The organism is Clostridium sp. AF35-15 (assembly GCF_003477745.1).
Lineage (GTDB): Bacteria > Bacillota > Clostridia > Lachnospirales > Lachnospiraceae > Otoolea > Otoolea fessa.
On sequence record NZ_QUDY01000006.1, the window covers coordinates 169,140 to 181,530 of the forward strand.

Sequence of the window (12,391 nt, forward strand, 5' to 3'; positions counted from 1 at the left end):
ATACCCATTAGCCAGAAATGAATAGAAAATGAATAAAAGAGTGGTGTTTCGTATAATTATGAGTTAGTATGCATCAGACACACTTTTGTAAAAAGGGAGAAATAAAAAGAGCTGCCATCCGTTGATATGCTTTGAGAGGATACCCCTCCCCCAAATCTACGAAAAGGGAATCTGATCAGCGGATGGCAGCTTCTGAGATTTTATGACACGATATTAAACATTGAAGCGGAAGAGTACGACATCGCCGTCCTTCACCACGTAGTCCTTGCCCTCCATGCGTACCAACCCTTTCTCTCTGGCTGCATTGTAGGAACCGCAGTCTAAGAGATCCTGATAGTTGACTACCTCAGCTTTGATGAAGCCGCGCTCAAAATCGGAGTGGATTTTTCCAGCTGCCTGCGGTGCTTTGGTGCCGACTTTGATGGTCCATGCACGGGTTTCAGTTTCACCGGCAGTCAGGTAGCTGATAAGGCCAAGAATGCGGTAGCTGGCTGCAATCAGTTTTTCAAGACCGGATTCAGTCAGACCGAGATCTTCGAGGAACATTTTCTTCTCATCTTCATCTAACTCAGCGATCTCCTGCTCAATCTGGGCGCAGATAACAAATACCTCGCTGTCGTTCTCAGCTGCAAATTCGCGAACCTGTTTTACATATTCATTGGAAGCACCGTCATCTGTCAGATCATCCTCGGATACGTTGGCAGCGAAGATAACCGGTTTCCAGGTTAAGAGATCCAGCGTATTGATGAACGTGAGTTCATCCTCGTCCTCCGGCTCAAAGCTCTTAGCCAGATTGCCGTTTTCAAGGTGCGCATACAGTTTTTTCAGAGTTTCCAGCTCTTTTGCAAGGGATTTATTTCCCATGGCGCTCTTGGTTGTCTTGGCAATACGGCGTTCCAGAACTTCCATATCGGAGAAGATGAGCTCCAGGTTGATGGTTTCGATATCGCGGAGCGGATTGACGCTGCCGTCTACATGGATAACATTTGGATCCTCAAAGCAACGGACAACGTGTACGATCGCGTCTACCTCACGGATATTGGCAAGGAACTGGTTACCAAGACCTTCGCCCTTGGAAGCGCCCTTTACCAGACCAGCGATATCAACGAACTCGATTACAGCCGGAGTGATTTTGGCAGAATTATAAAGAGCTGCTAACTGACCCAGACGCGGATCTGGAACCGGTACGACACCGACGTTCGGATCGATGGTACAGAACGGGTAATTGGCAGACTCAGCGCCAGCCTTGGTCAGAGAATTAAACAGTGTACTTTTGCCTACGTTTGGCAGACCTACGATACCTAATTTCATTTTATGATTTACCTATCCGAAAATCCTTTGCTTATCAGGATTTCCGCCTTTCTTTCGGTTTCTTATTGCGCCTTTTTACGCCCTTTTTGTAATGTTTCTTAATTTTAATGAAAGAAATCAATGCAACTATGTATTATAGCAGAAAGACAGCGCTTTTTCAATCTCAAAGGAGACATTTTGTGGCTATAGGAATGCAGAAATGGTTACTGTTCACAGGTAGGCACTTTTGGAACCGAAAGTGCTGTAAGAAAACGTGGTGGCAGCAGGAATTTGCCGTATTTAAATGCGAAGCCACGGCAAATTCCGTTACTGGGCACGTATGCGTGAACAGTAACCAGAAATGTGTAATGGTTGTCTATTTTCCTGTTTAAGAAGTAAGAAAGGATTTTTTAAGGGAGCTGCGGAGTGGTAGGATAGGGCTGAAATACATGATTTTGCAGTAGAAAGAAACTATAAAAATATAGGAATAATTAGAACAAATAAAAAAAAATAAAAAAAACAAAAAAATGCTTGCATTCGCGGAGCGCCTGTGCTATACTAAGCTTCGTCAGTGAGTGACTCACTCGACAGGCAAAAATAAAAAGCAGTAAGCGGGAGTGCTGGAATTGGCAGACAGGCAAGACTAAGGATCTTGTGGGTGTATGCTCGTGTGGGTTCAAGTCCCATCTCCCGCAGTGAGCAGAAGTGGCGGAATTGGCAGACGCGCACGGTTCAGGTCCGTGTGATGGCAACATCATGAGGGTTCAAGTCCCTTCTTCTGCATGACTGATAGCCCGGTACAGAGATGTGCCGGGTTTTTGCTATACTCTGATTCAATAAATTCAGATATAAATTTGCGGAAAACAGGCTTGCAATTCAAATGAAATTGTGCTATACTACTCTTTGTCGGTGAGAAAATCATCGGACAGAGAAAATTGAAAAACAGTAAGCGGGAGTGCTGGAATTGGCAGACAGGCAAGACTAAGGATCTTGTGGGTGTATGCTCGTGTGGGTTCAAGTCCCATCTCCCGCAGTAAGCAGAAGTGGCGGAATTGGCAGACGCGCACGGTTCAGGTCCGTGTGATGGCAACATCATGAGGGTTCAAGTCCCTTCTTCTGCATGATCGATAGCCCGGTACAGAGATGTACCGGGTTTTGTTTTGTTAAAAAAATAGATAGAATATGATGCTGGGATTTGCCATATAAGCATAAACTGTAAAATGAGTGAATTAGTGAATGGCAAGAGCCAGAAAAAAGAAAACCTTTTAAACTTATCTTTGGATGCGACAGAAGCGGAACGGGAAAAGTCCCCGGCACTTCAGATGGGATACGACCAGAATACGAAACGCTGGGAATTAATCATTCAATATAATGGAACTGTGGAAAAGTTGCAGGAACAGCTGCCGCAGGCGGAAATTTATCCACTTTCCGGCGGCTACGCGATTGTGCGGCTCCCTGAATCGCAGGTGGATGATCTGGCAGGATTATCACAGGTTGAGTATATAGAAAAGCCGAAGCGTCTTTATTTTGAGGTGAACCGGGCGATTCGGGATACCTGTATTGCGCCGGTGCAGAGCGGAAATCAAGTCTCTCAAAACGTGTATGGCAGAGATGCTGATTTAAGTGGTCGAGGCACATTGACTGCCATCATCGACTCCGGAATCGATTATTTCCATCCGGACTTTCGAAACGCAGATGGAACGACGCGCATCGCCGCACTTTGGGATCAGGAGCAGAACCGGATTTATATGCGGGAGGAGCTCAACCGGGCATTGGAGGCGGGCAGCCGGGAACGCGCTTACGAGATCGTCCAGTCGCGGGATGTGAGTGGGCACGGGACGGCAGTTGCGGCGATTGCAGCCGGAAATGGCTGGGAGGGCGGCGGACACTACCGGGGAGTAGCCTGGGAGAGTGAACTTCTGGTCGTGAAGCTTGGAACGCCGCTTGCGGATTCATTTCCCAGGACAACAGAGCTGATGCGGGCGTTGGACTATGTGGTGGGAATCGCACAGGAATGGCGGATGCCGGTGGCGGTGAATCTGAGCTTTGGAAATACCTACGGTTCTCATGACGGAACCAGCCTACTGGAGACGTATCTAAATTCGATGGCAGAGCGGGGGCGGACTTCCATCATCGTGGGAACCGGAAATGAAGGATACAGCATGGGACACCGGGCGGGATTTCTGCAGATGGGACGTCCGGTGGAGATAGAGCTTGCAGTGGGGGAATATCAGACGGGCTTCGGTGTGCAGCTATGGAAATTGTATCAGGACCGGTTTTCAGTAGAAATTTTCAGCCCGGGCGGCAGCAGCACCGGGCTGATCCGGGAATCGTTGGGAGCACAGCGGCTTTCCTATGAGACGGAAGAGATTCTTCTATATTATGGGATGCCGAGTCCATACAGTCAGGCGCAGGAGATTTATCTGGATTTGATTCCAAAAGGAAGCTACATTCAGGACGGGCTCTGGAAAATCCGTCTGATTCCAGAAGAAATACGGGATGGTCAGTATGATCTGTGGCTGCCAGCGGGCATGGCACTGAACAGGGAAACACGTTTTTTGACGGCATCGCCGGACACGACGCTGACAATCCCATCGACCGCCAGCCGGGCGATCTCGGTGGGGGCGTACGATGACGCCACGCAGGCGTATGCAGATTTTTCCGGTCGTGGATTTGCAAGATTGGGGCATCCGATCAAACCAGAGCTGGCGGCACCTGGTGTAAATATCATCACCGCCCGCGCAGGCGGCGGATATGAGGCGGTGACAGGAACTTCCTTTGCCGCTCCATTTGTGACCGGATCGGCGGCGCTGATGATGCAATGGGGGATTGTAAATGGGAACGATCCCTACCTGTATGGAGAGAAGCTGAAAGCATATCTGATCCGCGGTGCACGGAAACTGCCGGGGGAGGCAGAGTATCCGAATGAGAGAGTGGGGTATGGGGCATTGTGTCTGGAGCGAAGTTTTCCGTTGTAAAAACAATAGGAAGTGCAAGGTGCACAAAAAACAACAAATGAAATTGTAAATTATATTTAAAGTGTTAATTGAATTTTCTGCTCAAAAGAGTATAATTTATATGGTATAAAATGCAATGAGTATGGCAATAAAAGAACGGGAATACAGAGAGTTACTGGATGGAGCAGGAAAACTGTTTGGATAGAAAATCCGCCTTTGTTATCCGACTGGATAGCAGAGGCGTTTTTTTATAAATAAACAAAGGAAAGAGGTTTAACTATGAGTGGAGTAATGATGATGATAATCGCCATCGTTGTTCTGGGAGGAGCATACCTCCTGTACGGGCGTTATCTCCAGAATAAGTGGGGCATCGATCCGAATGCCAAAACTCCGGCATATGAGATGGAGGACGGTGTCGATTATGTACCGGCTGATACAAACGTTGTGTTTGGTCATCAGTTCGCGTCGATCGCCGGTGCGGGTCCGATCAATGGTCCGATCCAGGCGGCAATTTTTGGCTGGCTTCCGGTCCTGCTTTGGATTTTAATTGGCGGCGTATTTTTCGGCGCCGTTCAGGATTTTGCATCCATGTATGCGTCTGTCAAAAATAAGGGTCGTACAATCGGATACATCATCGAAGAGTACATTGGAAAATTAGGAAAGAAATTATTTCTTTTATTCTGCTGGCTGTTCTGTATTCTGGTTGTCGCAGCGTTTGCAGACGTTGTAGCGGGAACATTTAAGGGATTTACGGTCGATGAGGCAGGTGCTGTCACAAAGATAGCGGCAAATGGAGCCGTTGCAACTACTTCTATGTTATTTATCATCGAGGCAGTTGCACTTGGATATTTCCTCAAATATACCAAATTCAACAAATGGATCAACACAGCCGTCGCTATTTTATTACTGGTGGCAGCGATCGCACTGGGACTGAATTTCCCGGTCTATGTCGATCTTGGAACCTGGCATATTATTATCTTTGTGTACATTCTGATTGCCAGTGTCGCTCCGGTATGGGCGCTGCTTCAGCCGCGTGATTATCTGAACAGCTATCTGCTGATCTTTATGATCGTCGGTGCAGTTATCGGTGTATTTGTGGCCAATCCGGCATGTAATTTGAAACCGTTTACAAGCTTTAATGTAAATGGACAGTATATGTTCCCGATTTTATTTGTAACGATTGCCTGTGGCGCAGTTTCTGGTTTCCATTCTCTGGTATCTTCCGGTACTGCATCTAAACAGATCAAAAATGAAAAGAACATGCTTCCAGTTTCGTTTGGCGCAATGCTGATGGAGAGTATGCTTGCTATCATCGCACTGATTGCAGTTGCTTCCTTTGCAGATGGCGAGGCAGCAGCACAGGGACTTACCACCCAGCCGCAGATTTTTGCAGGCGCGATCGCAAACTTTCTTTCCGTAGTTGGTCTGCCGCATTCGCTTGTGTTTACATTAATCAACCTGGCGGTATCTGCATTTGCACTGACTTCCCTGGATTCGGTTGCCCGGGTAGGACGTCTGTCGTTCCAGGAATTTTTCATGGATTCGGACACAGACGAGGAAAATATGAGCCCGTTTGTAAAAGTAGTAACCAATAAATATTTTGCAACCATCATCACACTGGTACTCGCATACCTGCTTACCAAGGTCGGCTATGCAGAGATCTGGCCGTTATTCGGTTCTGCAAACCAGCTGTTATCGGTACTTGCTCTTGTAGCTTGTGCAGTATTCTTAAAGAAAACCAAGCGTCAGGGCTGGATGCTCTGGGTGCCGATGCTGTTCATGATGGCAGTTACCTTTACTGCACTGAGCATGACCATCATAAAGCTCACAAACGCATTTATGACGACCGGTCTGGATCTGGGAAATACACTGCAGCTTGTATTTGCAGTGCTGCTGTTAATCCTGGGTGTATTAGTAGCAATTCAGGGTATCAAGAAACTGCTTGAAAAAGCGGATAAGTAAAAATAATAAGTGAAAATAAAATGTAGATGAGGTCCATCGGGGACAGCCGTTACGTTTTGTATGTGTGATAGTAAAGAGAGGATGTCTGTATTCAAAAGAACAGATGTCTTCTCTTTTTCATTCTAAGCCCCTTTGTTCAATAGATGGAAATAAGTAGTCATAATTCCCCTTCTTTCCACATAAAATAAAAAAAGAAAATAGAAAAAGATCAAAAATCCATGGAAAACCTCTGTCCCAAATTACAAAAATATGATATTATTATAAGATAATGGGCGAACTTTCGAATTTATTCCGTAAATTATTCTGAATAAAGGTGGGATCTGGATGAATATCAGAGAAACGATCGAAAAATGGGAACAGGAAACCCTGAGTCTGTATGCGTCGCTGAGTGCGAATACACGGGGACGGGAGCGGAAAGAACCGCTCTGCGACATCCGGCCAGAGTATCAGCGCGATCGCGACCGTATTCTGCACAGCAAATCGTTCCGGCGTCTGAAACAGAAAACGCAGGTTTTTCTGGCGCCGGAGGGCGACCATTACCGGACGCGCCTGACGCACACGCTGGAAGTATCGCAGATAGCGCGCACGATCGCGAAAGCGCTGCGGCTGAATGAGTCTCTGGCGGAGGCGATCGCGCTGGGGCACGATCTGGGACATACGCCGTTTGGTCATTCGGGGGAGGCGGTGCTCAACCGGCTCTGCAGCGAGGGGTTCGCGCATTATCAGCAGAGTGTCCGCATTGTGGAGGTGCTGGAGCAGAAGGGGCAGGGGCTGAACCTGACCTGGGAGGTTCGCAACGGGATCCTGAACCACCGGACGAGCGGTCATCCGGCGACGCTGGAAGGGAATGTTGTGCGGCTTTCAGATAAAATTGCCTACATAAACCATGATATAGATGATGCGATCCGGGGAAAGATCATGAAGGAAGAGGATTTGCCGCGGGAGTACACGGACATTCTGGGAAACAGTGTGCATGAGCGGCTGAATATCATGATCCACGACATCATCGAGCACAGCCAGGACAAGCCGGAGGTGGCGATGTCACCGGAACGCGAGGAGGCGATGCACGGGCTGCGCCGCTGGATGTTTGACCATGTCTACCATGACGGGATTGCGAAAGCGGAGGAAGGGCGCGCACAGCAGATGATCGAGATGCTGTATGGATATTATATGGCGCATCCGGAGGAACTTCCGGAAGAATCCCACCGGATTATGGAGATAAGAAATGAGACGAAAGAGCGCGCGGTATGCGATTATATCGCGGGTATGACAGATATTTACGCGATTGACCGGTTTAAGGAATTGTTTATTCCGAAAGCCTGGAGCGTATAAGGAGGAAGAAATGTATTATCCGGAAGAGGTAATCGAGGAAGTCAGAATGCGTAGCGACATTGTGGATGTGATTTCCGGATACGTGAAGCTGCAGAAGAAGGGAAGCAACCTGTTTGGACTCTGCCCGTTTCATCATGAGAAATCGCCATCCTTTTCGGTGTCGCCGTCCAAGCAGATGTACCACTGCTTTGGCTGCGGTGTCAGCGGCAATGTGATTACGTTTGTGATGGAATATGAAAATTATTCATTCCGCGAGGCGGTTGAGATGCTGGCGGACCGTTCAGGCGTGAAACTGCCGAAGATGGAATATTCTAAAGAGGCAAAGGCGAAGGCGGACCGCAAGGCGGCGCTTCTGGAGATCAATAAGCTGGCAGCCAATTATTTTTATTACCAGCTCAAGCAGCCGCAGGGAAAGATAGGATATGATTATCTGGTAAAGCGGAAGCTGACGGATGAGACAATCCGGCGGTTCGGACTGGGATTTTCCAATAAAATCAGCGATGATCTGTACCGGTATCTGAAAAGCAAGGGCTATGAGGACGAGCTTTTAAAGGATACGGGGCTGGTGACGATCGAGGAGCGCGGCGCCAGGGACAAGTTCTGGAACCGTGTCATGTTTCCGATCATGGATGTCAACAGCCGGGTGATCGGGTTTGGCGGACGTGTCCTCGGGGACGGGGAACCGAAATACTTAAACTCACCGGAGACGATGCTGTTTGACAAAAGCCGGAATCTATACGGACTTAATTACGCGCGTACTTCGAGAAAGAAATATATGATGCTCTGCGAGGGCTACATGGATGTGATTTCCATGCACCAGGCAGGTTATACGAACGCGGTCGCATCGCTGGGAACGGCGCTGACCGAGCAGCATGCGGCGCTTTTGAAGCGGTATACGGATCAGGTCATTCTGACCTACGACAGCGATGGCGCGGGCGTCAAAGCGGCGCTGCGGGCGATTCCGATCCTCAAGCGGGCAGGAATTTCAACCAAGGTATTGAATATGCGTCCGTATAAGGATCCAGATGAATTTATGAAAAACCTGGGAGCAGAGGAGTTTGAAAAGCGGATCGAGACGGCTAGAAACAGCTTTCTCTATGAGATCGATGTGCTGAAAGCCGGTTTTGATATGGAAGATCCGGAGCAGAAGACGGCATTTTACAATCAGACGGCGCGCAAGCTGCTTGAATTTGGCGAGGCGCTGGAGCGGGATAATTATATACAGGCGGTTTCGCGGGAATACTTTATCAATTATGAAGATCTGCGGCGGCTGGTCAACCAGCTCGGAAGCCGGTATGGCGTCGGGGAGACGGCAGCAGGCGGATATGCGGGTCGCTATGGTGATTCATATAGAACCGGAAATACGACTGGTGCGGTACAAAACAGGGAGGTAGGCGGAAGCGTCGGCAGTGCCGGGGCAGTGGCGGAAAACCGCGGTGCTGGAAATGCAGAGTTTCCGGGAAATGCGGGACCGGCGGTGAGACCGGTGGGCAGGAAGAAGGAAAAGGACGAGGGCATCCGCCGTTCAGAACGCCTGCTTCTTACATGGCTGATTGAAGAACCATCGTTATATGCCCGGATCAAGGACATCATCGGACCGGAGGATTTTGTAAAACCACTTTATAAAGAAGCGGCAAAAGCTGTATTTGAGGGTCTGGAAGCTGGAAATGTCAATCCGGCGGCGATTTTGAACCGCTTTATCGACGACGAGGGCAATTATAAAGAAGTCGCGGCGCTTTTCAATGCAAGTCTGGAAGAATCCTTAAACAATGAGGAGCAGAAAAAGGCATTTGCGGAGACGGTGCGCCGGATCAAGAAGAACAGCCTCGACGATCAGATCCGGCGGGCGTCGGATTTGAATGAGCTGCAGCGGCTCATACGGGAACAGGCGGGATTGTCTTCGCTCGTAATTACGTTGGAGTGATTGCGGATTGGGAAAAATTGGGTTACTGTACACGGGTAGGCACTTTTGGAACCGAAAGTGCCGTAAGAAAACGTGGTGGCAGCAGGAATTTGCCGTATTGAAATGCGAAGCCACGGCAAATTCCGTTACTGGACACGTATGCGTGTTCAGTAACAAAATTGGAAATGGTCGGGCAGGTTCTGAGGATGGAAGGAAGGATGAACTATGGAAGAGAAAAAAGTTACATTTGAAGAAAAACTCACACAGCTTCTGGAATTGGCAAAAACAAAGAAAAATGTACTGGACAATAAAGAAATATTGAATTATTTCCATGGTGAGATACTGAGCCCGGAACAGCTCGATCAGATCTACGATTTTCTGGAAAATCATCATGTAGACGTTCTCCGGATGGATGACGATGAGGACATGGAGCCAGAACTTTTTGAAGACGGCGAGGAGGAGGAGCCGATCGACGTGGACAACCTGGATCTCAGCATCCCGGATGGCGTCAGCCTCGATGATCCAGTCCGGATGTATCTGAAAGAGATCGGAAAAGTGCCGCTGCTTTCCCCGGAAGAGGAAATTGAGCTGGCGAAGCGGATGGAGCTGGGAGATGAAAATGCCAGAAAACGTCTGGCGGAGGCGAATCTGCGCCTGGTTGTCAGCATTGCGAAGCGCTATGTCGGCAGAGGTATGCAGTTCCTTGACCTGATTCAGGAAGGAAATCTGGGTCTTATCAAGGCGGTTGAAAAATATGATTATTCAAAAGGATTTAAGTTCAGCACCTATGCAACCTGGTGGATCCGTCAGGCGATCACGCGCGCGATCGCGGATCAGGCGCGGACGATCCGGATTCCGGTTCACATGGTGGAGACGATCAACCGTCTGATCCGGACTTCCAGACAGCTTTTACAGGAACTTGGACGGGAACCTACCCCGGAGGAGATCGCGGAAAAGATGGAGATGCCGGTTGAGCGTGTGCGGGAGATCATGAAGATTTCACAGGATCCGGTTTCCTTGGAGACACCGATCGGCGAGGAGGAAGACAGTCATCTGGGCGATTTCATTCAGGACGATCATGTGCAGGTTCCGGTCGATGCGGCAACCTATACATTGCTGCATGAACAGCTCATGGAAGTGCTCGATACGCTGACCGAGCGGGAGCAGAAGGTGCTGCGTCTGCGCTTTGGCCTGGACGACGGCAGACCGCGCACGCTCGAAGAGGTAGGACGGCAGTTCAATGTCACCCGCGAGCGGATCCGCCAGATCGAGGCGAAAGCGCTGCGGAAGCTGCGCCATCCGAGCCGGAGCAAAAAATTGAAGGATTATCTGGATGAATGATCTGGAAAGAAGAAATAAAAAGTAGAACACAGGAGAATAAATCATGCGGACAGAAGTAAAACTCTCGAAGCGTCTGGAACGGATCGCTTCTTTTGTACAGCCGGGCAGCCGGGTAGCAGATATCGGCACCGATCACGGTTATGTGCCGATCTGGCTGGTGCAGAAGGGCGTGTGCCCGTCGGCATTGGCGATGGATGTGCGGAAAGGCCCACTGGAGCGGGCGGAAGAACACGTGGAAGAGGTGGGGCTTTCCGGGAAAATTGAACTGCGCCTGTCAGACGGACTGGCAAAATTGAAGGCAGGCGAGGCAGACACAGTTGTGATCGCCGGAATGGGCGGAAAACTGACCTGCCGGATTCTGGAACAGGGACGCCATGTGTGGGAGAATTGGAGCGAGGGAAAAGAACGCCTGATTCTGTCGCCGCAGTCGGAGCAGGACGAAGTGCGTCATTTTCTGGAGGAACAAGGATTTTTAATTCTCCGGGAAGCGATGCTGACGGTCGAGGGAAAATATTACATAGTGATAGAAGCGGCGCGAGGCACGATGCGGCCAGGGAGAGAGCAGGATTACCGTTTTGGAGCCGATTTGATCCGGAAGAAAGATCCGGTGCTGCTTGCGTATCTGGAGAAAGAAGAGAAGATGACGCGGCAGGTGCTGGCAGGGCTGACAGAAAATGATGCCCAGAACAAGAAGGGAACTTTAGAAGCCAGTGAAGCGGGAGAGGCGGCGATCAGCCGCCGAGCAGCGCGCATCAACGAACTGACCGCCTATCTGGCGCTGATAGAGGAGACGAGACATGAAATGCAGTGAGATTATCAAGATCCTGGAAACACTTTCGCCGCGCAGCATGGCATGTGACTGGGACAATCCGGGGCTTTTAGCGGGGCGCAGCGGGAAGGAAGTGAAGACGATCTTTCTGGCGGTGGACGCCACCGATTCTGTGATTGAGCAGGCAGAGCAGGCGGGGGCGGATATGATTTTGACGCACCATCCGCTTATTTTCAAAGGAATCAAGCAGGTGTCCGATCAGAATTTCATCGGCAGAAGAGTCCTGCGGATGATTCAGGATGATATTTCCTACTATGCGATGCACACCAATTTCGACGCAGCGCCGGGCTGCATGGCAGATCTGGCGGCAAAGAAGCTGGGACTGACGGATTGCGAAGTTTTAGAGAAAATGGGAGAGACCGGAGACGGCACTTCCTACGGAATCGGATGCACTGGACGCTTCGAACAGCCGATGACGCTGCGGGAAGCTGCCGAGCAGGTCAAGGAGGCATTTGGCCTGCCGTATGCGGCGGTCTTCGGTGAGCTGGACGGTGAGGCAGTGATTCAGAAAGCGGCGGTCTGCCCGGGCGCGGGAGGAAGCACGATGGGAGAGGCACTGGCAGCCGGGGCGCAGGTTTATATCACAGGAGATATCAGCCATCATGAAGGAATCGACGCGGTTGCACAGGGCATGGCGGTCATTGACGCCGGACATTATGGAATTGAACACATTTTTACAGAATTTATGGAGAAATATCTGATGAGGAAGCTGGGTGATGCCGTGAAGGTTGTGCGGGAGAAACCGGCGTTTCCAATCCAGATTGTTTAGGGAGGGGA

At 49.7% G+C, this 12,391-nt stretch carries 8 protein-coding genes and 4 tRNA genes; 11 read left to right on the plus strand and 1 reads right to left on the minus strand.

Annotated elements, in window-relative coordinates:
• Positions 1-213: 213 nt before the first annotated feature.
• Entirely contained in the window at positions 214-1,311 is a 1,098-nt protein-coding gene (gene ychF / locus DWZ76_RS09060) for a redox-regulated ATPase YchF (protein WP_118472472.1), read from the minus strand.
• Positions 1,312-1,901: 590 nt separating this feature from the next.
• Between ychF and DWZ76_RS09065 the strand changes: the two genes are divergently transcribed.
• The 11 genes from DWZ76_RS09065 to DWZ76_RS09115 all read left to right on the plus strand — a co-directional run bounded on the left by DWZ76_RS09065 (position 1,902) and on the right by DWZ76_RS09115 (position 12,383).
• Positions 1,902-1,985: transfer RNA gene (locus DWZ76_RS09065), tRNA-Leu, on the plus strand.
• Positions 1,986-1,989: 4 nt separating this feature from the next.
• A tRNA-Leu gene (locus DWZ76_RS09070) sits at positions 1,990-2,073 on the plus strand.
• A gap of 166 nt (positions 2,074-2,239) precedes the next feature.
• A tRNA-Leu gene (locus tag DWZ76_RS09075) sits at positions 2,240-2,323 on the plus strand.
• Positions 2,324-2,327: 4 nt separating this feature from the next.
• Positions 2,328-2,411: transfer RNA gene (locus DWZ76_RS09080), tRNA-Leu, on the plus strand.
• Positions 2,412-2,510: 99 nt separating this feature from the next.
• On the plus strand, positions 2,511-4,268 hold the full coding sequence (locus DWZ76_RS09085) for a S8 family peptidase (protein WP_118472473.1): 1,758 nt from the start codon (positions 2,511-2,513) through the stop codon (positions 4,266-4,268).
• Between the two features lie 258 nt (positions 4,269-4,526).
• Complete coding sequence (locus tag DWZ76_RS09090) at positions 4,527-6,209, plus strand: carbon starvation protein A (RefSeq protein WP_022359691.1); 1,683 nt, start codon at positions 4,527-4,529, stop codon at positions 6,207-6,209.
• A 324-nt stretch (positions 6,210-6,533) separates the two neighbouring features.
• A complete protein-coding gene (locus tag DWZ76_RS09095) occupies positions 6,534-7,541 on the plus strand; it encodes a deoxyguanosinetriphosphate triphosphohydrolase (protein WP_118467460.1) in 1,008 nt (335 codons plus the stop codon).
• Positions 7,542-7,551: 10 nt separating this feature from the next.
• On the plus strand, positions 7,552-9,465 hold the full coding sequence (gene dnaG, locus DWZ76_RS09100) for a DNA primase (protein WP_118472474.1): 1,914 nt from the start codon (positions 7,552-7,554) through the stop codon (positions 9,463-9,465).
• 204 nt (positions 9,466-9,669) lie between these two features.
• The gene (rpoD, locus tag DWZ76_RS09105; protein ID WP_022359694.1) at positions 9,670-10,785 is read left to right on the plus strand and encodes an RNA polymerase sigma factor RpoD; all 1,116 of its coding nucleotides are present in this window, start codon (positions 9,670-9,672) and stop codon (positions 10,783-10,785) included.
• Positions 10,786-10,828: 43 nt separating this feature from the next.
• Positions 10,829-11,596 carry a class I SAM-dependent methyltransferase gene (locus DWZ76_RS09110; protein ID WP_118472475.1) on the plus strand — a complete coding sequence of 256 codons (768 nt, stop codon included), beginning with the start codon at positions 10,829-10,831 and terminating at the stop codon, positions 11,594-11,596.
• The gene (locus tag DWZ76_RS09115) at positions 11,583-12,383 is read left to right on the plus strand and encodes a Nif3-like dinuclear metal center hexameric protein (RefSeq protein WP_118472476.1); all 801 of its coding nucleotides are present in this window, start codon (positions 11,583-11,585) and stop codon (positions 12,381-12,383) included. Before DWZ76_RS09110 ends, DWZ76_RS09115 begins: the two co-directional genes overlap by 14 nt.
• The last annotated feature ends 8 nt before the right edge of the window (positions 12,384-12,391 follow it).

What these genes read in the sequence shown, in the direction of transcription:
- ychF (WP_118472472.1), bottom strand. Translation starts at nt 1,311, where the DNA reads ATGAAATTAGGTATCGTAGGTCTGCCAAACGTAGGCAAAAGTACACTG.
- DWZ76_RS09085 (WP_118472473.1), top strand. Translation starts at nt 2,511, where the DNA reads ATGAGTGAATTAGTGAATGGCAAGAGCCAGAAAAAAGAAAACCTTTTA.
- DWZ76_RS09090 (WP_022359691.1), top strand. Translation starts at nt 4,527, where the DNA reads ATGAGTGGAGTAATGATGATGATAATCGCCATCGTTGTTCTGGGAGGA.
- DWZ76_RS09095 (WP_118467460.1), top strand. Translation starts at nt 6,534, where the DNA reads ATGAATATCAGAGAAACGATCGAAAAATGGGAACAGGAAACCCTGAGT.
- dnaG (WP_118472474.1), top strand. Translation starts at nt 7,552, where the DNA reads ATGTATTATCCGGAAGAGGTAATCGAGGAAGTCAGAATGCGTAGCGAC.
- rpoD (WP_022359694.1), top strand. Translation starts at nt 9,670, where the DNA reads ATGGAAGAGAAAAAAGTTACATTTGAAGAAAAACTCACACAGCTTCTG.
- DWZ76_RS09110 (WP_118472475.1), top strand. Translation starts at nt 10,829, where the DNA reads ATGCGGACAGAAGTAAAACTCTCGAAGCGTCTGGAACGGATCGCTTCT.
- DWZ76_RS09115 (WP_118472476.1), top strand. Translation starts at nt 11,583, where the DNA reads ATGAAATGCAGTGAGATTATCAAGATCCTGGAAACACTTTCGCCGCGC.